General features: G+C 66.6%; 16 protein-coding genes. 1 reads left to right on the top strand and 15 read right to left on the bottom strand.

Translation table 11 applies throughout. From position 1 onward, the window contains the following. Nucleotides 1-103 precede the first annotated feature (103 nt). Nucleotides 104-451, top strand: coding sequence for a hypothetical protein (locus I4X03_RS06210; RefSeq protein WP_223467174.1), 348 nt, complete (start codon nt 104-106; stop codon nt 449-451). A 21-nt stretch (nt 452-472) separates the two neighbouring features. Here the strand turns inward: I4X03_RS06210 and I4X03_RS06205 are convergent, their stop codons facing one another. From I4X03_RS06205 to I4X03_RS06135, 15 genes are all read right to left on the bottom strand, one after another. Then, nucleotides 473-1,267, bottom strand: coding sequence for a LuxR C-terminal-related transcriptional regulator (locus I4X03_RS06205; protein WP_223467172.1), 795 nt, complete (start codon nt 1,265-1,267; stop codon nt 473-475). Between the two features lie 4 nt (nt 1,268-1,271). Continuing rightward, complete coding sequence (locus I4X03_RS06200; protein ID WP_223467170.1) at nt 1,272-1,997, bottom strand: winged helix-turn-helix domain-containing protein; 726 nt, start codon at nt 1,995-1,997, stop codon at nt 1,272-1,274. A gap of 135 nt (nt 1,998-2,132) precedes the next feature. Then, on the bottom strand, nt 2,133-2,747 hold the full coding sequence (locus I4X03_RS06195; RefSeq protein WP_223467169.1) for an NF038129 family PEP-CTERM protein: 615 nt from the start codon (nt 2,745-2,747) through the stop codon (nt 2,133-2,135). Between the two features lie 12 nt (nt 2,748-2,759). Continuing rightward, a complete protein-coding gene (locus tag I4X03_RS06190; protein ID WP_223467168.1) occupies nt 2,760-5,750 on the bottom strand; it encodes an ExeM/NucH family extracellular endonuclease in 2,991 nt (996 codons plus the stop codon). 191 nt (nt 5,751-5,941) lie between these two features. Beyond that, nucleotides 5,942-6,970, bottom strand: a complete 1,029-nt coding sequence (locus I4X03_RS06185) for a TIGR03790 family protein (RefSeq protein ID WP_223467167.1) — start codon at nt 6,968-6,970, stop codon at nt 5,942-5,944. Nucleotides 6,971-7,180: 210 nt separating this feature from the next. Further along, a complete protein-coding gene (locus tag I4X03_RS06180) occupies nt 7,181-8,008 on the bottom strand; it encodes a PEP_CTERM-anchored TLD domain-containing protein (RefSeq protein ID WP_223467166.1) in 828 nt (275 codons plus the stop codon). A gap of 113 nt (nt 8,009-8,121) precedes the next feature. Further along, nucleotides 8,122-9,537 (bottom strand): mannose-1-phosphate guanylyltransferase/mannose-6-phosphate isomerase, encoded by a 1,416-nt coding sequence (locus tag I4X03_RS06175; RefSeq protein ID WP_223467165.1) that lies wholly within the window; start codon nt 9,535-9,537, stop codon nt 8,122-8,124. A 12-nt stretch (nt 9,538-9,549) separates the two neighbouring features. Continuing rightward, a complete protein-coding gene (locus I4X03_RS06170; RefSeq protein WP_223467164.1) occupies nt 9,550-10,695 on the bottom strand; it encodes a nucleotidyltransferase family protein in 1,146 nt (381 codons plus the stop codon). 16 nt (nt 10,696-10,711) lie between these two features. Beyond that, a complete protein-coding gene (gene galE / locus I4X03_RS06165) occupies nt 10,712-11,710 on the bottom strand; it encodes a UDP-glucose 4-epimerase GalE (RefSeq protein WP_223467163.1) in 999 nt (332 codons plus the stop codon). Between the two features lie 106 nt (nt 11,711-11,816). After that, nucleotides 11,817-12,557 (bottom strand): WecB/TagA/CpsF family glycosyltransferase, encoded by a 741-nt coding sequence (locus I4X03_RS06160; protein ID WP_223467162.1) that lies wholly within the window; start codon nt 12,555-12,557, stop codon nt 11,817-11,819. Next, complete coding sequence (wecB, locus tag I4X03_RS06155; protein WP_223467161.1) at nt 12,554-13,663, bottom strand: non-hydrolyzing UDP-N-acetylglucosamine 2-epimerase; 1,110 nt, start codon at nt 13,661-13,663, stop codon at nt 12,554-12,556. Before wecB ends, I4X03_RS06160 begins: the two co-directional genes overlap by 4 nt. Before the next feature lie 20 nt (nt 13,664-13,683). Beyond that, complete coding sequence (locus tag I4X03_RS06150) at nt 13,684-15,657, bottom strand: heparinase II/III family protein (protein ID WP_223467160.1); 1,974 nt, start codon at nt 15,655-15,657, stop codon at nt 13,684-13,686. Next, nucleotides 15,654-16,727 carry a glycosyltransferase family 4 protein gene (locus I4X03_RS06145; protein WP_223467582.1) on the bottom strand — a complete coding sequence of 358 codons (1,074 nt, stop codon included), beginning with the start codon at nt 16,725-16,727 and terminating at the stop codon, nt 15,654-15,656. The genes I4X03_RS06150 and I4X03_RS06145 overlap by 4 nt, the downstream gene beginning before the upstream one ends. A gap of 137 nt (nt 16,728-16,864) precedes the next feature. Next, nucleotides 16,865-18,091: a glycosyltransferase gene (locus I4X03_RS06140; protein WP_223467158.1), complete on the bottom strand. Its 1,227-nt coding sequence runs from the start codon at nt 18,089-18,091 to the stop codon at nt 16,865-16,867. An 88-nt stretch (nt 18,092-18,179) separates the two neighbouring features. Next, the gene (locus tag I4X03_RS06135) at nt 18,180-19,481 is read right to left on the bottom strand and encodes a phenylacetate--CoA ligase family protein (protein WP_223467156.1); all 1,302 of its coding nucleotides are present in this window, start codon (nt 19,479-19,481) and stop codon (nt 18,180-18,182) included. Nucleotide 19,482: the final 1 nt, after the last annotated feature.

Raw genomic sequence — 19,482 nt, 5'->3', positions numbered from 1 at the left:
AAACGTAAATCTTTGCGCAGGATCAATAAAGAAAAGTTGGCTTGCGGAAAAATTCGGGAATACAATGCTTTACGTTAATCGTATTAGCCTTAGGGAAACATTCATGAACGCGCGCACCCTCCGTACCCTCGTGGCCTCGATCGTTCTTGCCGTGCTGGGCGCCTGCGGTGGCCAGCATGAGCCTATGGCGGCCACGGCAGCGCCGGCGGCGCTGGCCGCCACCCCTGCCCCGGCGTTGATGCCGCTCGCGTCGGCTTGCAACGATCCGTCCTGCCTGGGCGGCGCCGATGGCCTGGCCGACCAGTTCCGCACCGCATCGATGGAACGCGCCGCGCAGGCACAGGAAACCAGCCAGCCGGCCTACCCGAACGTACCGGCCCACGCGCTGGTCGTGGCCGAAGCCCGCCTGCCGGAACTGCTCGGTACCGCGACGCTGCAGCGCGCCCAGTAAGCGCGCCGGGCCGCTGCGGGTTCAGGCGCGCCGCGGCGGCGCCAGTGGCGCGGCGCCCGGGTCATGCAGGCCCAGCGCATGGCAGCGCGCCAGTGCATGGGCGCGGTTGCTGACGCCGAGCGCGCGGTACACCCGCTGCAGGTGGTTTTTGACGGTGAGCGCACTGATTCCCAGGATGCTCCCGATCTCGAAGTTGCTCTTCCCTTCCCTCACCCACGACAGAATTTCCGCCTCGCGGGCCGATAGCGGCCGCGCCGCGGCCACACTGGCTTGGGCGGCGCGCGGCGTTTCCTTGTGCGACGAGCGCAGCAGGGCGAAGTGCAGGTGCGGATGCACCAGTTCGAGGAAATAAGCCTGGCGCGGGCCAGGCTTCATTGGCAGTCCCAGCAGCGCAAAAACGCTGGCGCCCCCAGCGAGCACGCCGCTGCCGTTGACCAGCACATTGTCGAAGCCGCTCTTCTCCAGCCGCTGCTGGACGGCGGCCGGCGCCCCGCCCTGCCCGGCCACGGCAATCGCCGGCATCCGCCAGCCATCGCGTCCGGCGCGGGCGATCTGGGCCGCTAGCCCGTGGACCGGATCGGCCAGCTGCCGCTGGACCGGTTCTCCGAGCACCGCGCCGTGCAGGCATTCGAGGCGGCGCAGCGAGTCGCCCGGCCCGTACTCCATGCACAGCATCACCTGGTGCGGCAGCAAGGCCTGCAATTGCCCCTGCGTCCAGAGGAAAAACTGGCGCATGTCGCGCACCCTGGCGCCCGCCTCTATCACGCGCAGCAAATATTCCTGCTCGAGCGGCGACAGGATGACCACGTCGTTCATGGCGTCAGGCCGCGCTCGGCCAGCCCAGCCGCTGACGGGTTTCCGATGCGACCACGAAGCGGTAGCCGCTGCCGCGCACGGTCTGGATATGCTCGTGGTGGCCGCTCGGCTGCAGCGCGCTGCGCAGGCGACCGACATGGGCGTCGACGGTGCGCTCGTCGAGGTAGACGTGGCTGCCCCACACCTTGTCGAGCAGCTGGGAACGGCTATGGACGCGCTCCGGATGGTGCATCAGAAAATTGAGCAAGCGGAATTCGATCGGGCCGAGCGAGATCTGTTGGACGCCCGCCGTCACTTGCTGGGTGCCGGGCTCAAGCCGCAGGCCGGCCATCTGGATGGTGTCCGCCGCCGCGTGCGGCGCTCGCCGGCGCAACAGCGCGTGGATGCGGGCCAGCATTTCGCGGGTGCCGAATGGTTTGGTAATGTAATCGTCGGCGCCGGACTCCAGCGCCAGCACCTTGTCATGCTCGCAACAGCGTCCGCTGACGATGATCGCCGGCAGTTCGCGCGTGCGTGGCTGCGCACGCATGCGCCGCACCAGCGCCACGCCGGACTGCCCCGGCAGCGTCCATTCCGACAGCACCAGGTCGGGCAGATCCTCGTCGAGCATCAACAGGGCCGCCTCGGCACCGCCGGCGGCCAGGACCTGGTAGCCCGCGCTTGCGAGGTTGAGTCCGATAAGCTGCTGGACCGCCTGGTCGGCATCCACCACGAGAACCTTTGCTGCCATGAAAAAACCCTGTGCATGAAAAACCTGTCCTATTCTAAGAGACAAGTTGCACAGCGGATAAAAAAAAGCACATCTGTCGTTTCCGAACAAATGTGCTTGCACAACACGGGCCGGTGTGGCCCGTGGCCGCATCGCTTAACGCTGGCGGCGGCGCACCATCGCGCCCATCAGCGCCAGGCCGGTCAGCATCAGCAGCAATTCGGACGGTTCCGGCACCGCGTTGACCGTCACCATGGCGTCGCCGAAGGTCTCGATGCCGACGGCGGCCGCACCGGCCGCGCTCAGCTGGGCGATCGAGAAGATCACGTCGCCTTCTGGGTTGCCAAGCGGCATATAGTCGGCATCGAGCAGCGCCGCCGAGAAGACGCTGGTGAACTCGCCCAGATCGGTCATGAACGCGCCGCTGAACACCACGTCAAAGCTCAGCAAGCCGCCCGCGGTGATGCTGTGGGTCAGGAAATTCGAGCCCTGGTTGTCGATGGAGAAGACGCCGCCCGGCAGCTCGCCGACGATGCCGATGGTCGAATCGACGCCATTGAACGCGCCCTGCAGGTTGGAGATGGTGGCCGTGGCCACCGCCGCACCGTCGAAGCCGTTGAAGTTCATGTCGAGGAAGGTCGCGCCGGCGACGTTCGAATTGAGCGTGACGCGGTAGCTGCCCGCGATCACGTCAGCGTGGGCAGCGATGCTGGCGCCGCACAGTACCAGGGCGAGCATTGCCTGGCGCAAGAGGTTTTGAATGTTGAACATGTTGGTCATTCCTTAGAAAGCGCCGGTGTACACGGCATTGCTGAAACCGATGGCGGCTTTGGCTGGGTTGGTAAAGGTCATCGACACGGTGACGGTCGCGCCTGGTGCGACCGATGCCGCACTGGCAGTGATGTACGGCACGCCGTTGTGCTGGCCGCTCGCGTTGTCGAGCGTGATGCCGGCAGCCAGGCCGCTGAACGTCACATGGAACGGGCCGCTGATGGTGGCGCCGGTCTTGTTGGTGAAGGTCGCCTTGCCGGCGTACTTGCCGGTGCTGCGGTTGTAGGTCGGGCCCGACAGCGCGCGGCTGAAGCTGGCGGTGGCGTCGGCATAGGTTGGCGCCAGGGCCAGGCTGACGACGACCGGATCATGGTCCGACGCGCGGTAGGCGTTGTTGACGTACAGGTCCTGCGGCTTGCCGTCCAGGTTGTAGTCGATCACTTCCGGCTCGTCGGCATTGTTGTGCCACTCGACGGCGCCGGCAACCTGGCCGTTGAGCGAGGCGCTTGCCAGTGCATGGTCGAGGTAGGCGCTCTGGCCGCCGAACACGTACGAGTAAGGAATGCCATGCGGGCGCACGAAGCGTTCGAGCTGGTTGACATAGCCGGCCTTGGTCAGTTCATGGATCGGATCTTCGAAGCCATGCGCGTTCATGTCGCCGATGACCAGCACGTCGCTGTCGCCGCTGGCGGCGACCACCTGCGGGATGAACACGTCGCGCAGGCGCACCGCCTGTTCGACGCGGTCGGCGTTGAAGCACGACTGGCCGTCGCCGAGATCGGCGTTGAGGCCGGACGCGCCGCCGCAACCCTTCGACTTCAGGTGGTTGACGATGACCGAGAAGCGCGCGCCGTTGGCGGCCTTGAAGGTCTGCGCCATCGGCGGACGGTTGTTGACCGCGTCGCCGTCGGACAGCGCCGCGCCTTGCAGCGTGACCTTGGCAGGCTTGTAGATCATCGCCACCCGGATCGCGTCGGTGCCCAATGCCGGCGGACGCGGCACATAGGCGTAGGTGGCAAAGCCGACGGCCTGGTTGAGCGCATCGACCAGGTACGACACGGCGACGTCGTCGTTATTCTGGATTTCCATCAGGCCGACCACGTCGGCGTCGATGGCCTTGAGCGAATGGACGATCTTGTCGCGCTGGCGCACGTACTCGGCCAGGTTGTCGGCGCCGCGGCAGTTCGATGCGCGCGTGGTGCTGCCGACCTTGCAGCCCTGGTTGGTCGCGCCGCTGACGTCGCTGCCGTTGGTGAAGGTGGTGAAGTAGTTCAGCACGTTGGCGCTGGCCACCTTGACGTTACCGGCGGCGACCACTGGCGCCTCGGTGCGCGGGTTGGTGCGCGAGAACATCGGTGCTTCGGTCGGCTGCAGCTTGAAGGCGGCGCCGCCACCGCCGATGGCGCCGAAATCGACCACGCCGGTCAGGCCGGTCACGCTGTCGCCGGCGCGCACGGTGCTGTCTTCGCCGATATACGGAATCACTACCGGCGTGACGAAGATGCTGTCGTCGAGGACGATCTGGTTGGCATTGTTCTCGGCAGCCAGCGCCAGCGCTTCCGGCGAATTCGGGCGGAAGCGGTTGGTCGGCGTCTCGCGGCGGCCCACCGACAGGGTCAGTTCGCCGCGCTGGCCGAGGAAGCCGGTCTGGTTGACGGTCAGCGTATTGGTGAAGTTGACCAGCATGCCTTCGACGTTGGCCAGTGCGGCCAGCGAATCGATATTGGTCGGCGTCACCGCATGGCCGCTGCTGCGCACCAGGATCGCGCTGGTGTCCTTCAGCTCGGTGTAGCTGCGGCTGGCGCCGGTTGGGGTGAACTCGGTGACGGTGCCGGTCACGCGGACCAGGTCGCCGACGCTGGCAGTCACCGGGGTGTTGGCCATGTAGACGAAAATACCGTCCGAGGTGGTGGCGAGGCCGTCGCCGGCCGCATCCTGGATGAAGAAGCCGGTGCTGACCTTGTGCGTGATCACGCCTTCGGTGGTCTGCACGGTGTTGTCGTACGGGCTCTTGGCGTCCGCGCCCTGGATTTCAGGAATCGTATGGGTGACGGCGGCCAGGCCCTGCACGCTGACGTTGATGGTGCAGCTCTTACTCTGCTCCTGGTTGTTGGTGAAGTTGACGACCACCGGATAGCTGCCGACGGCCACATTGGCGGCGACATTCAAGTTCACGGTCGAGGCCTGGCCGTTGCCAGCGGCGGCGCTGAAGCCTGCCAGCGCGATGCCTGCGACCGAACCGCCGGTGATCGACGCGGCGGTGACGATGCCGTCCTCGTCCGACGCCGACAGCGGCGCCGAGCCGGCCACGCCCTGCTGGACCATCAGGCTCGCTGGGCAGCTGGCGATGATCGGGAACACCGGCGTGCCGCCGCACGGCGTCGCCGCGGTGTCGGTATTGCGCGGCGCCGGCGCCTGCACGGCGAAGTCGGCCGCGTTGTTGTCGGTGTCGGTGCAGGCGTTGATGCGGGCAATTGCGGTGGCGTTGCTCGTGCCTGCCGCGAACGCGCCTTCAAAGCCATTGGTCTGGCCCCAGCCAAGCAAGTCCAGCACCGAGGTGGTCGGCTGGAAACCGGTCAGCGGCGCGCTGCCGCTGCTGAGCAAGATCTTGCCGCCCGTGCCGGAAAGGTTGAGGCTGCCATTACCATCGGGCGTGACCGGCAGGTTCGGCTGGGTGCCTGCGCCCGCGGCCATCTGCATCAGCAAGAACTGGCCCGGCTGCAGCGTCTTCGCGGGCAGGACGGCGACGCCCCAGTTGCTGGTGCCGGTCGCGCCGGGACCGTTCGACGAGGTGTACTGGATGCTCATGCCGTCGAGGCTGACCGCGGTCGCGCCGCGGTTGAACAACTCGACGAAATCGTATTTGTAGACAGAGCCGTTATTGCCGCCGCCGCCATACACCTGGCTGATGACGATGTCGGATGCGCCGAAGGCTGGCGCGGCCATCCCGGCGAGCAACGCGGCGAGGACGGTAAGGCGTCCTGGAGCATGAATCTTAGTCATTGAAAGTCCCGTAAAAACGCCAGCCGTGATGGAAAGACCATGCCCGAAGCCGCCGATTGTTAGCAAAAAGTACTGCTTGTTAGCAAAAAGGATAGTAATTGCGTTAAATGACAAGCTGATGACTGCGGCTTAGTCCGATCGGACTAATTTGGCGTTCCGCCCTATGCGCCCTGCATGCGGCGCCGGCGTTGCTAGCGGCGGTAAGGGGTGGCGAGCGGCTCGCCGATGAACAGGCCCTGGGCGGGCCAGGCAACGCTTTTCCAGTAGGCTTCGATGGCGCTGGCGCCGCCGACGTAGTGCTTGAGCAGGATGGCCGGATGGGGGAATTTCTGCCAGTGGTTGCACGGCTCGCTGACCGTGCCGTAGCTGGCCGTGGCGCCCGCCTCGAGCCAGCGCAGGCTGCTCATCTGCGATTGGCCGAGCAGGTCGCCTCCCAGCGACGTCAGGTGGTCGGCCAGCGCGCCGGGGCGGAATCCCAGCGTGTCGAGCTTGCCCACGTGGCGCATGCCGGTCTGGTAGATGATGATGTCGTCGGCGCCTTCGAGCACGTCGGCCTTGACGACCCTGGTGGCGATTTTTCTGGAGGCCAGCCGCGCCGGCGGCGGATAAAACCTGGCGCGCGCATTGCGCGCCGCGTCCGACGTGACCATGAAGTAGGCGGTAGCGGGCAGCACCCGAAAGCCGGCGGCGACGCCGCGGTCGATGACCGCTTTGGCCTGCGGCACCGATTCGGTGGGCAGCAGCATCGATAGCCGCATCCCGTCCTGCGTATAAGGCTGGGTGGCGGCGGAATTGAAATATTTGCTGGGGCGCCCGGGGGCGCAGCTGCGCAGGCATTGGGCGGCGTCGAAACCGAGCGTGAAGGCGCTGGTGATGGCGTTGCATTCGACCGCGTAGGGCGCGGTCCAGATCATCAGTACCGCCTCGATGCCCGCGCCGAGCTGGCGGTCGATGTCCTTCTTGAGCACGGCGAACTGGGCCGCGTCGAGCCGCTGCGGCCGGTTCGGGATGTTGACATGCACCACGTTGGCGTGCGGGATGTCGCGCACCTTGCGGTAATACGCGCCCACCGCGACGCTGTTGGGGTCGTCGTCGTTGATGACGATGGCCAGCTGCGATGGCGTCAAGCGGGCGCGCGGCGCGGCCTTGAACTGCGCGTGCGCGGCGTGCGCCATGCCGGCCAGGCACAGAAAGACGGTCACGGTTACACGCAGTCGCATCGGGGCCCCTGGTCTGTCAACACACCACGCCGGCAGCGGCCGCTCGATTATAGCGGCGCCGCCGCGCGGCACGGGCCGACGCGATTAAGCGCGCGCCCGGTCATTCCTGCGCCACCCATTGGTATTTTCCGCTCGGCAGCAGCGGGATGTCGTCGAGTATGCGCAGGCTGACGTCGAGCTTGTTGCTGATGTTCGGCCATGCCGTATAAATCAACCACCTTGCAGCCGGATACGTCCTGGATCAGTGTTCGCTGCACCGGATACAGCGGCTCGGACCCGGTCACCACCGCGGGCAGCAGCTGTTGCCGGCCATCCGCGCCAGCGCGAGACCGAGGAGGGACAGGCGCGCCGGATCGCGCCGCCCAGCAGCGCCAGCCCGGCCAGCAGCATCGCGTAGGTGGCCGGCTCGGGAATTGGCGACAGCGTGAACACCTCCAGCGCATCGACTTTCACCAGCTGCCCGCCGAGCGAGCGGTCGATGATCGACAAGCCGGAATCGAGCGGATCGCCATAGGTGACCTGCCACGAGAACGCCGCCGTCAGCGCGGCGTTGACGTACAGGTCGTGCCCGGTGCCGAAGGTGGGGCCGTAATCGATGCCGTTGAAGGTCTGGCGCTCGCCCTGGCTGGGCAGCACGTAATCGGACAGCACCTGGCGGTACAGCGCCGGCTCGGTCATGTTGAAGATGAAGGCGCTGCGATACGGATCGCCTGGCGTGTCGTGCCAGCCGTCGCTGGACGACCAGCTTTGCGGATTGAAGCCGCCCACCAGGAAGCTGTGGCCGCTCGCGTTGGTGACCTGCATCAGGGTAAAGGTCGGGCCGCGGCCGTCCGTGGCTGCATGGAAATCGACCGAGCTGTCGTCCAGGCCGCGCGTGAACACGTTCGACACGTCGAACTTGCCCTGCCCCAGCCAGCGCTCGAGCTGGGCGTGGCCGCTGGCGTCAAGCAGTGCGCTGCCGCCAAGGATGGCGCCTGCGGTGGCCGGCAACGCGCAGGCCAGCACCAGGGCGGCGCCCGCCATTTTGATGTTGTTCATCTCATCCCCCTTCAAGCTGCGGTGATCAGTGAAACCTACCACAGTGGCCCTGACAGTCGGTGCGCATTTCCGGACGAAAAAAAAGGAGGCCTGAGCCTCCTTGCTTGCCGCGCTTACGCGCGTTGGTAAATGTCTTCGAACCTGACGATATCGTCCTCGCCAAGGTAGCTGCCCGACTGGACCTCGATGATGTGGAGCGGCACCTTGCCCGGATTTTCCAGGCGGTGGTTCATGCCGATCGGAATATAGGTCGACTCGTTCTCGGCCAGCAGGCTGACCGTCTCGCCGCAGGTGACCCGCGCGGTGCCGCTGACGACAACCCAGTGCTCGGCGCGGTGGTGGTGCATCTGCAGCGACAGCTTTTCGCCCGGCTTGACGCAGATGCGCTTGACCTGGAAGCGCTCGCCCGCATCGATGCCTTCGTAGTAACCCCACGGACGGTACACCTTGGTGTGGTGGAGGTGCTCGGTACGATCTTTGAACTTCAGGTGGTCGACGATCTGCTTGACGCGCTGGACCTGGCTCTTGTGCGCCACCAGCACCGCGTCCGGTGTTTCCACCACGACCAGGTCGGACACGCCGACCACGGCGACGATGCGGCTTTCGGCACGCACCAGCGAATTGGATACGCCGTCCAGGTAGACGTCGCCGCGCTGGACGTTGCCGTCGGCATCGCCCTGCTGCACTTCCCACAGCGCCGACCAGGAGCCGACATCGCTCCAGCCGATATCGGCCGGCACCACCACCGCGTGCGAGGTCCGCTCCATCACCGCGTAGTCGATCGAGTCCGACGGGCTGCCGGCGAACGCGGCTTCGTCGAGGCGGCAGAAATCGAGGTCGCGGTAGCCGAGGCGCACCGCCGCTTCGGCGGCGGCGGCGATGTCCGGCTTGAACTGCGCCAGTTCATTCAGGTAGGTCTGGGCGCGGAACAGGAACATGCCGCTGTTCCAGTAGTAGCCGCCGTCGGCGACAAACCCCTCGGCGGTGGCGCCGTCGGGTTTTTCGACGAAGCGCTCGACCTGGTAGCAGTCTTCCGCGCCGATCGCGGCGCCGCGGCGGATGTAGCCGTAGCCGGTCTCCGGCGCCGTCGGCACGATGCCGAAGGTCGCCAGAGCGCCATCGCGCACCGTGTTGGCGGCGCGCGCGACGGCGCTGGCGAAGGCCTGTTTATCCTTGATGACGTGGTCGGCCGGCAGCACCAGCATGACGGCGTCGGGATCGATCGCCATCAGGTAGTTGGCTGCGGCGGCCACGGCAGGCGCGGTGTTGCGCCCTGCCGGTTCCAGCAGGATGCCCAGCGGCGTGACGCCGATTTCGCGCATCTGTTCGGCCACCATGAAGCGATGGTCATTACCGCAGACAACCAGCGGCGCCATCAGTTCAGGCCAGTCCCCTACCCGCAATGCTGTCTCTTGCAGCATGGTGCGGTCCGTCACCAGCGGCAGCAGCTGCTTGGGCAGCACTGCGCGCGAGAGCGGCCACAGGCGGGTACCGGCGCCGCCGGAGAGGATGACTGGGTAAATTTTCATGTAAATCCTTATTTATTTTGCGTAAATCATGTCGCCTTCGGAGCGGCGATGCTGGCGCCGGTCGCGCGCATTGACCCATTCTTCGGACAAATATTCGGTACTGTGCTTCATCTCGCCTTGACGATCGACACTATAATCTTTAAATACTATCATTTCATGCAACGTTACATCGTGCAACACCCTTGTATATTCAAACAACACGCTGCGCACGATTTCCGCACCCTCGCAGATGTGGCTGCCATGGCCGATCCAGGTCGGCCCGATGATCGTCACGCCTTGTTCGATCAGGCAGCCCGAGCCGATGTAGACCGGCCCCTTGATGACGGTGCCGTTCCAGTCGACGCTGGTGTTGAGGCCGACCCAGACGCCGTCTTCGACCTGCACGCCGGGGACATCCATGTGGGCCACTTCGCCCTTCAGCACATCCTGCAGCACTTCCCAGTAGTCGGCCACGCTGCCGATGTCGAGCCAGTTGAACGGCCGCTTCTGCGCGTAGAACGGCAAGCCGCGCTCGGCCATTAGCGGGAACAGCTCGGAACCGATGTCGAACGACCGCCCCGATGGAATCAGGTCGATGACTTCAGGCTCGAAAATATAGATGCCGGTGCTGATGAAATTCGACAGCGCCTGCTCCTTGGCGGGCTTTTCCTGGAACTGGGTGATGCGTCCATCCTTGTCGGTGACCACCACGCCGTAGCTGGACACCTTGTCCCACGGGACTTCGCGGGTGATGACGGAGGCCAGCGCCCCCTTGCGGCGGTGCTCGAACAGCGCCGACTTCAGGTCGAGGTCGATCAGCGCATCGCCGCACAGCACGATCGTGGTCTCGTCGAAGAAGCCGCCGAATTCCTGGATTTTTTTCATGCCGCCGGCCGAACCGATCGGCTGCGGCACGACTTCGCCATTGTCGTTGGTGTAGCCTTCGAACGAATAGCCGATCTGGACACCGAACTGGTGGCCTTCACCGAAATATTCTTCGATCTTGTCGTGCAGATAGCTGACATTGACCATGATTTCGGTGACGCCGTGCTTGGCGAGATGTTCTACAAGATAAGCCATGACCGGCTTGCCAAGCAGCGGGATCATTGGTTTTGGCAGATCATATGTCAGTGGTCGTACGCGTGTTCCCTTGCCTGCCGCCAGAATCATAGCTTTCATTGGTACATCCTTCTCTCTACTTCGGCGTTGACTGGTATCGCCATGCATCGGCGCACATTTGTGCGACATCGCGTTCAGCCTTCCAGTCGAGCTCGGTTTGAGCGCGGACCGGGTCGGCATAGCACTTGGCGATGTCGCCGGGGCGGCGGTCAACGATTTTGTAGGGAATGGGTTTGCCGCAGGCCTGCTCGAAGGCACGTACCATCTCCAGCACGCTGTTGCCGCGCCCTGTTCCCAAATTGTACGTAACAACACCGGGACCTGTCGCCAGCTTGGTTAGCGTTTTTACATGACCAATGGCCAGATCGACAACATGGATATAGTCGCGCATGCCGGTGCCGTCGGGGGTCGGATAATCGCCGCCGTAGACCGACAGGAATTCGCGCCTTCCATCGGCGACCTGGGCGATGTACGGCACCAGGTTGTTCGGGATGCCGTTCGGCTCTTCACCGATCAGACCGCTTTCGTGCGCGCCGACCGGATTGAAGTAGCGCAGCAGCGCGATGCGCCAGCTCGGGTCCGACACCGACAGGTCGCGCAGCATGTCTTCGATCATCAGCTTGCTGCGCCCGTAGGGATTGGTGGCCGACAGCGGGAAGTCTTCGGTGATCGGCACGCTGGCCGGGTCGCCGTAGACGGTGGCCGACGACGAGAACACCAGCGTCTTGACATCGAACTTGGCCATCGTCTCGAACAGCACCAGGCTGCCGTAGACATTGTTGTCGTAGTAGCGCAGCGGCTGGGCGACCGATTCGCCGACCGCCTTCAGGCCGGCGAAATGGATCACCGCCTCGATGCCGTTGCCGTCGAACGCCGCTTCCATCGCGGCGCGGTCGCGGATGTCGCCTTCGATGAAGGCCATCTGCTTGCCGGTGATCCGGGCGACCTGGTCGCCGACGCTGGTGCTGCTGTTGGACAGGTTGTCGTAGACCACCACCTGGTGGCCGGCATTGAGCAGTTCGACGCAGGTATGGGACCCGATATAGCCCATGCCGCCGGTAACGAGTATCTTCATCTGTGTCCTCTATGTGTAGGTCGTTCGCGCGCAAGCGGGAACCCATCAAGCGCCGGCGCATCGCGCTCGGCATGGATTCCCGCTCGCACGGGAATGACGGAATAAATCAGCGGCCAGCGGCCTCTTTGATGAACAGCCAGATAAAGGCCATGTCATCGATAAAATAACGGCGGAACATGCGGCGCGGCTCTTGCAGGAAACGGTAGAACCATTCGAGGCCCGACTTCTGCATCCACAGCGGCGCGCGTTTCACCTTGCCGATCGCGACGTCGAAGGTGCCGCCGACGCCCATCGCGAACGGGATCTTCATGTCGGCTTGCCAGCGGCCGAGGAATTGCTCTTTCTTTGGCGAGCTGATCGCCACGAACAGCAGGTCGGCCTGGCTCTCCCTCACCTGCGCGGCCACCTGCGCCTCCTCCTGCTCGCCCGTCCAGTAGCCGTCGCGGCAGCCGCAAATGGCCAGCCTGGGGTAGCGGCGCTGGTAGGTGTCCCTGACCGCGCGCACCACCTCGTCGCGCGCGCCGAGCAGGAACACGCGCCAGCCCTTGTCGCCCGCGCGCGCCATCAGCGCCTCGAACAGGTCGACGCCGGCCACTCTTTCTTTCAGCGGCTTGCCGAGCAGGCGCGAGGCCCACACCACCGGCATGCCGTCTGCATTGATCAGGGCGCATTCGTTGATGATACGACGCAGGGATGGATCGCGGCTGGCCTTGACCAGCTTGTCGACATTGACCACCACGTGCTGGTGCGGCCGGCCCGACGCGATGAAACCCTCGACCTTGCCGAGCGTCTCTTCCATCGTCAGGTTATCGACCTGGCACCCCATCAACGTGATGCGCCCGGTCATGACACATACCTCGCGAGAATCTCGACGATGCGCTCGGCCGCCTTGCCGTCCCACAGGTGCGGGCGGCGGCCGGTCTTGCCTTCGCCGCGCAGCACCTTGCGCGCTTCGAACAGGATCTTTTCCGGATCGGTGCCGGCCAGCACATTCGAGCCTTCGTCGACCGTCACCGGACGCTCGGTGTTTTCGCGGATCGTCACGCACGGCACGCCCAGCGCGGTGGTTTCTTCCTGCAGGCCGCCGCTGTCGGTCAGCACCACCGCCGCGTCTTTCCACAGGTTGAGGAAGGCCATGTAGGCCTGGGGGCCGGCCAGCGTGATGTTCGGGCCGAGATCGATGCCGAACTTTTCCAGGTTGGCGCGGGTACGCGGGTGGACCGGGAAGATCAGCGGCAGCTCGCTGGACAGTTCGCGCAGCGCCGCGCCGATGCGGGCGAAGTTGGCGGCATCGTCGACATTGCTCGGGCGGTGCAGCGTCACCACGCCGTAGCGCTGGCTGGCCTCGGTGCGCGCGGCCTTGAATGGCGCGGTGTCGAAGCCGCTGGTGTCGGCGCGGGTCAGCTTGTCGGCCTGGAACAAGACGTTATCGACCATCACGTGGCCGACATAGTGCACCGCCGCATCGGGCTTGCCTTCGTGCTTCAGGTGCGCCAGCGCGGCCGGCTCGGTGACGAAGAACCAGTCCGAGATGCTGTCGGTGACGAGGCGGTTGATCTCTTCCGGCATCGACATGTCGCCGCTGCGCAGGCCCGCTTCGACGTGGGCGACCGGGATGTCGAGCTTTTTGGCGACGATCGAGCAGGCCAGCGTCGAATTGACGTCGCCCACCACCAGCACCGCTGCCGGGCGCTCGGCCATGCACAGCTCTTCGAAGCCGATCATGATCTTGGCGGTCTGCTGCGCGTGGCTGCCGCCGCCGGCGGCCATGAACACGTCTGGCTGCGGGATGCCCAGTTCCTCGAAGAACACCTCGTTCATGTCGCGGTCATAGTGCTGTCCGGTGTGGATGATCTTGAAGGACAGCGCCTGCTGCGCCTGGAACGCGCGGACGATGGGGGCAATCTTCATGAAATTCGGGCGGGCGCCCGCGACCAGGTAAATAGTTGGCATAGCTAACCTTCAGGTAAACATTAAAAAAATGATATTGTAAACCGGCATTCTAACGTTGCGCCGTTCGATTCCGTTGTAATTTTTACTACTTCACATGGCTGTTTCGCCTCGTAGCTGCGAGAGTACCAGCCCAGCGGCGGATGTTCCTGCCCGCGCACCAGTGCCACCGTGGCGCCCTCCCCGCTGATGTCGAGCTGCAGCGCGAAGGCTTTGCCGCGCACCTGCACGCCGCCCGCATTGCGTGTGACCGCCAGGCCCGGGGCGAAGTGCCAGAATTGTTCAACCGTGTGCGCGCCTTTCGCCGCGACCCGGTCGGTGACGACCAGGGTGCCGGTGGCGTCGTCGAACCTCACTTCGCGGATATGGCGCGCCGGATCGGCCAGCCGCATGTAGCCGTTGTGGGTGCCGCGGAAGTCGAACTGGCCCGGCGACTGCGGCATGCGCTCGACATGGCTGCGCGCCTTGCGCATCCACATGAAGCGCCCGCCGCTGACCGACTGGTCGAGGCCATCCACCCGCACCGTGTTATGGGCCGACGTGCCGCGGAAATAATCGCGCCACTTCTGGTCCTGCCAGTATGAATAGGTGCCGGGATCGACCAGGCATTCCTCGCCGGCCACCGACAGCGTCAGCGACAAGGCGTCGGCATGGCCGTGGGCGGCGATGCCGAGGTAGCCGAGCGGCCCGCAATCGAGCAGCCCCTTGATCTCGCGGGCGGCGCCGAAGTCGCGCCCGAACAGCAGGTAGCCGCCCTCGGGGAACGACCAGCCGCCGGGCGGGGCGGGCTGCATCGCGCGCGGGTGCTGGCCGGGAAACGCGCACAGCAGCCAGCGGGCGCTGGCGCTGCGCGGGGTGCGCTCGCCCGCCAGCGCGCTGCCCAGCGCCAGCAGCAGCGCGGCGCGGTCGTTGTGCTCCGGGTCGAGCCGCCAGACGGTGCCGTCGTCGGCGTCGCCGACCATCGGCACATGGCCGCCCACGTCGGTCACCGACCGCAGGAAGTGCAGTGCGCGTTCCAGCGCTGCCCAGTACTGGCTGGAAAAGGGCCGTCCCGCCGCCTGCCCCGCCAGCGCCGCGATGAACAGGAATTCGCTGGAAAACACGTGGTACGAAAACGCCTGCTCGCGGTTGACGCCATCGCTGGAGAACTGCGCCAGCGCCTGGTCTTCGAGTTCGCGCGCGGCCTGCGCGCGCCAGCGCGCCGACTGGTCCCAGCATGGCCACGCGCTGGTGGCGACGTACAGGCCGGCCAGCTCGCCGATCAGGTGGTTGTTGGCCGACGAATGGCGCGACAGGTGGCGCGCGATCGACTGGCAGTGCGCGTAGATGCTGTCGAGCCATGCGCGGCGCAGCGCCTGCCCGCCGTCGCCGCCGAACAGCGCGCCGTCGGCGCCGCCGGCCAGCTGCCATACCAGCGACCAGTTGATCAGGCGGATACCCATCTCCAGCGAGCTGGTCCAGTTCGGGCCCGTCATCGGCGGGCACTGTTCCAGCCAGCCGGCCATCTGCGTGCGCAGTACCGCCAGCCACTGGTCATCGCCGCTGGCCTGCCAGGCCTGGGCCAGCCGCACCAGGTGCAGGTGGCGGTTCAGCTCCCACACGTGCTTGATGTCGCCGACCAGCGCGCGGTCGGTGATGCGGATGTCGCCGGCGAAGACGGCCGGGCCGAGCACGCCGCTGGCCGGGTCGCGGTTCCATTCGGGCCGGGCGCCGACATGGAAGCGGGCGTCGGCAAACAGCATCACGTCGCCGTCGCGGATGCGCGCCGCGTCGGCCAGGATGGCGTCGGTTTCGCCCGGCAGCAGCGGCGGCGTGGCCGCGCGCGGCAGGCCGGTCGACTCGCCGCCGGGCGCCGGCGCGGTCCAGCGGCTCATGCCGCGCCGTTCGATCCGGCCGACCGCCGCCTGCTGCATGCGGTAGCCGACTTCGCCGAACGACATGCAGCGCAGGCGGTTGACCAGCCAGGCCAGCCGTTCGACGGGCGGTTGTCGGCTCATCGCAAGTCTCCTTGGCACAGTTCGCGGTAGACGCCGGACAGCGTGGCGCCGACGACCGCAGTGGAAAATCGTTCCGCCACGGTCTGGCGGGCATGCGCGCCGAGGCGGCGGCGCAGCGCGTGGTCAGACAGCAGGCGCTCCAGCGCGGCGGCCAGCGCCGCCACGTCGCGCGGCGCCACCAGCAAGCCGTTGTCGCCGTCGGTAACGGCTTCGGGGATCGCACCGACGTCCGAGACCAGCACCGCTTTGCCCACCGCCATCGCCTCCAGCAAGGCCATCGGCAAGCCCTCGGCATGGGACGGCAGGCAGAACACGGCGGCGCGCGCCAGCTGGTCGGCCTTGTCCTGCGGACCGATCCAGCCGAGTATGTCGAGCCGCTCCGCGATGCCCAGCTGCGCGGCGCGCGTGCGCAGCAGCGCCAGGTCGCCGTCGCCGCCGAGCGCCAGCCGGAGCGCCGGGAACCGCGGCGCCAGCGCGGCCACCGCGGCGAGCAGCTCGTAGACGCCCTTGGCCGGCTCGGCGCGGCCGAGGAACAGAACGCGCCCGGCTTCTTCTGCGCTGGCCGACGCCAGGCGCGCGACATCGACCGCATTGGGGACCACGCGGACGGTCGCTCGCGGCGCGAATCCGGCCAGGAAAGCAGCCCAGCCCGCCGACAGGGCGATCACCACCGAGCTGGCCTCGAGCGTATGGCGGATCCACCAGCGCGCCAGCGCCCCCGATTCGCGCGTGGCGAAATCGCGAAAGCCGCCGCCGTGCAGGTGGAACACGGTGCGCGCGCCGCAGCGGCGCGCGATCAGCAGCAGCAGGGATTTGCGGAAGAAGCTCGCGTGCGAGGCCGAATGGGCGTGGACGACGGCCGGACGCTCGGTCAGGCAGGCCAGCGCGGTGCGCCAGAAGCCGGCCAGCGCCACGCGCGCCTTGGCCGCGCGCGTGCCGTCGGCGTGGGTCGCCAGGTAGCGCACGCCCTCGCGCGCGAACAGGCCGTCCTGGTCGAGCACCGAGACCACGGCGGCGATCCCGCCCTTGCCGGACAGCGCGGTACCGATCATCAGCACCCTGGGAGCCATGGCCGTCACGCGCGCATTCCGCCGGTGTGTTGCAGCGTTTTCATCATCCAGTAATATCATTGGAGCAATAAATCGATGATACCTCATCGGACCCGGACGGGGTCCTGGCAGTTGTGCGCAGCAAGACAGGTGCGGGCTCATCCGGCACGGTCGGGCAGGATGCGCTCGTACGCGGCGGCGACCCGCCCGGCCAGCACGGTGTAGGTACGGTGGGTCCGCACCCAGGCCGGGCCGCGCGCGGCGAACTGCGACGCCATGATCGGGTTGCCCAGCAGTTCCAGGACGGCATCGCGGAACGCCGCCGCCTCCATCGGGGCGCACAGGCCGGCGGCGCTCTGGGTGACCACGAGCTGCTGGTCGGGGATGTCGTTGGCGACGCTGGGAATGCCCAGCGCGAGGTACTCGAGCAGCTTGGTCGGCGAGGACACGTCGAACAGCACCCCGCGCGGAATCGGCGACAGGCCCACTTCGGCGCGCACCGCGTAGCCGAGCGCGGCGTGCTGGGGCAGCCAGCCAGTCAGCAGCACATGGTCGCCGAGCCCGCGCGCGGCGATGCTGCTGCGCATCCAGGCCATCTCGTCGGCGGACGGCGCGTCCCCGGCGATGACCAGCAGGATGTCGGGCTGGCGCTCGCGCAGCGCCGCGGCCACGTCCAGCAGGAAACCGGAGTCGCGCGATTGCGCGATGCGGCCAAGGTAGACGATCACGCGGCGCCCATCGAGGCGCGGGTCGGTGCTCGGGATGACCGACTCGCGCCGGAACACGGCCGCGTCGACGCCCATCGGCACCGCCGTCATGCGGGCGCGCGCGACGCCCTTGGCCGCCAGCCAGTCGGCCATCGCGTCGCTCTGCACGAAAATATGGCGCGCGCCGGGCAGCACCATCCGGTAGAGCACAAAGCGCGACAGCGCGGCGCGGATCGCGTGGGCCAGCCACAGCAGCGTGCTGCCTTGCCGGCCGAGCTGGTCGCGGCGCGCCTCGAAGCCCTCCACGATCGGGAACGACATCCAGTAGACGAAAGGCAGGCCCAGCGCGGCGGCGGCGACCCGTCCGACCAGTCCGCTGGCGATCTTGTCGCGCACCTGGATCGCATCGAGCGGGCCGCGGCGCCAGGCCCGGACCAGGCCGGCGGCGTCCCAGAACGGCGACAGCACGCTGGCCAGCCGGTGCCTGAGGCTGCCGACCGGGTGGACCGCGCCGCCGTCCCAGCCGTCCGCGGGCGCGGCGCCGCCCGCCTGCCCGACCAGCTCGGTGCCAATGCCGTAGCGCGGCATCTCGGCGCCGAACAGGGTCAGCACGTCGGCACGGATCGGCGGCAGCGGATCGCGGATGACGAAGGCGATGGACAGGGGCGTGCGACGCATGATTTCCTAGTTGCAACGAATGGGGCTGAAGAATTTTAACCCATGTGGCCATTTCGTTATTGCAACAATGGCAATTGTGCGCGCCCGCTCAGGGCAAGCCCACCACCAGCCGGCGCTTGCCATTGGCCGCCAGCGGGATGTCGCTCTCCTCCTCGATGGCGATATCGAAGAAGCCGCCCCACCGGCGCCGCTGGGCGTGCTGCAAGAATCCTTTCTGCGCCGCGCTCAGCGGCCCGTGGCGCCCCACCACCGCGAGCGAAATCGCGCCGGGCCGGGTCTGGCGCACCTGGTACAGGCGCACGAAGTCCCAGGTCGACTCGTCGATGACGATGGCCAGCCCCGGGATATGGTTGCCGTAGCGGTCGACCAGAAATTCGTGGCCGCGCCCGTCGATGGCGGCGCAGCGCCCGTCCGGCTCGATCAGGCCGTAGTCGCCGGTGCGGTAGCGAATCAAGGGCATGACGTCGTTCCACAGCGAGGTGCCGACGATTTCGGCGCGCCCGTCGGCCACCCGGTTTTCAGAGCAGCTATACAAAGGGTCGAAAACATAGGGCGAGGTGACCCCATCGACATGGCTGGCGAACGCGAGGTTGGTGCGTTCGCACAGTCCGTAATTGAGCGAGATCGGGCAGCGGAACAGGCGGGCGATCGCGGCGAGCTGCAAATTGGTGGCTGGCTCCGATGCCAGCAGCACCGCCTTCGGGGGCACCGCGATGTCGTCGGGCGAGAGCAGTTCGGCCAGCGCCGCCGCCGAACTTGGGTAGGCGTGCACAAAGGCTGGCTGGAAGCGCCTGATTGCGCCGCCGATCGCTTCCCGGTGGCGCGGGTTGACGTGGTATGGCGAGAGCATGAGACGGTTGCCGACCAGGCGCCATGGGCTTTCGTGGGCCAGGCGGCGCGCATCGGCGCCAATGCGCAAGGTGCGCGACTTGCTGAAGCTGAACCCGAACCTGCCCCATTCGCGGGTGAAGAACGCCTTCTCGATGTCGGCCACGCGCTTGCTGCGCCACATGCCGATGCCCTGCCCCGACGAGCCGCCGCTGGTGGCGTACAGCAGCTTGCGGGGATCGAAGCGCTGGTCGAGGAAGGCGCGTTGCTGGGCCATCACCTGGTCCTTGGACAGCAGCGGGAAGCGCGCGAACACCTCGTGCAGGGGTTCGTGGCGCGCCTCGCCGGGCGTGACCGGCACGTTGTCGCGGTAGTACGGCACATGGGTCAGCGCATCGACCAGGATATGCCGCAAGCGCACCTTGGCCTGCGCCGCGCCGAGCGCCGGGTCCAGTTCGAGCAGCGCCAGCACGCGGAAAAAATCCGGGTGGTACAGCAGGCGCTCGGGCAGCCATGGCCGCCAGGCGTAGTACTGCGCAGCAAGCCAGGCTGAGAGCGTCATC

Source organism: Massilia soli, assembly GCF_016809835.1.
Taxonomy (GTDB): Bacteria; Pseudomonadota; Gammaproteobacteria; order Burkholderiales; family Burkholderiaceae_D; genus Telluria_A; species Telluria_A soli.
The sequence above is the reverse complement of the archived record's forward strand: the minus strand, read 5'-3'. Positions and strand labels throughout refer to the sequence as shown.

What these genes read in the sequence shown, in the direction of transcription:
- I4X03_RS06175 (WP_223467165.1), bottom strand. Translation starts at nt 9,537, where the DNA reads ATGAAAATTTACCCAGTCATCCTCTCCGGCGGCGCCGGTACCCGCCTG.
- I4X03_RS06200 (WP_223467170.1), bottom strand. Translation starts at nt 1,997, where the DNA reads ATGGCAGCAAAGGTTCTCGTGGTGGATGCCGACCAGGCGGTCCAGCAG.
- I4X03_RS06210 (WP_223467174.1), top strand. Translation starts at nt 104, where the DNA reads ATGAACGCGCGCACCCTCCGTACCCTCGTGGCCTCGATCGTTCTTGCC.
- I4X03_RS06160 (WP_223467162.1), bottom strand. Translation starts at nt 12,557, where the DNA reads ATGACCGGGCGCATCACGTTGATGGGGTGCCAGGTCGATAACCTGACG.
- I4X03_RS06205 (WP_223467172.1), bottom strand. Translation starts at nt 1,267, where the DNA reads ATGAACGACGTGGTCATCCTGTCGCCGCTCGAGCAGGAATATTTGCTG.
- I4X03_RS06170 (WP_223467164.1), bottom strand. Translation starts at nt 10,695, where the DNA reads ATGAAAGCTATGATTCTGGCGGCAGGCAAGGGAACACGCGTACGACCA.
- galE (WP_223467163.1), bottom strand. Translation starts at nt 11,710, where the DNA reads ATGAAGATACTCGTTACCGGCGGCATGGGCTATATCGGGTCCCATACC.
- I4X03_RS06195 (WP_223467169.1), bottom strand. Translation starts at nt 2,747, where the DNA reads ATGTTCAACATTCAAAACCTCTTGCGCCAGGCAATGCTCGCCCTGGTA.
- I4X03_RS06190 (WP_223467168.1), bottom strand. Translation starts at nt 5,750, where the DNA reads ATGACTAAGATTCATGCTCCAGGACGCCTTACCGTCCTCGCCGCGTTG.
- I4X03_RS06140 (WP_223467158.1), bottom strand. Translation starts at nt 18,091, where the DNA reads ATGCGTCGCACGCCCCTGTCCATCGCCTTCGTCATCCGCGATCCGCTG.
- I4X03_RS06145 (WP_223467582.1), bottom strand. Translation starts at nt 16,727, where the DNA reads ATGGCTCCCAGGGTGCTGATGATCGGTACCGCGCTGTCCGGCAAGGGC.
- I4X03_RS06135 (WP_223467156.1), bottom strand. Translation starts at nt 19,481, where the DNA reads ATGACGCTCTCAGCCTGGCTTGCTGCGCAGTACTACGCCTGGCGGCCA.
- I4X03_RS06180 (WP_223467166.1), bottom strand. Translation starts at nt 8,008, where the DNA reads ATGAACAACATCAAAATGGCGGGCGCCGCCCTGGTGCTGGCCTGCGCG.
- I4X03_RS06185 (WP_223467167.1), bottom strand. Translation starts at nt 6,970, where the DNA reads ATGCGACTGCGTGTAACCGTGACCGTCTTTCTGTGCCTGGCCGGCATG.
- I4X03_RS06150 (WP_223467160.1), bottom strand. Translation starts at nt 15,657, where the DNA reads ATGAGCCGACAACCGCCCGTCGAACGGCTGGCCTGGCTGGTCAACCGC.
- wecB (WP_223467161.1), bottom strand. Translation starts at nt 13,663, where the DNA reads ATGCCAACTATTTACCTGGTCGCGGGCGCCCGCCCGAATTTCATGAAG.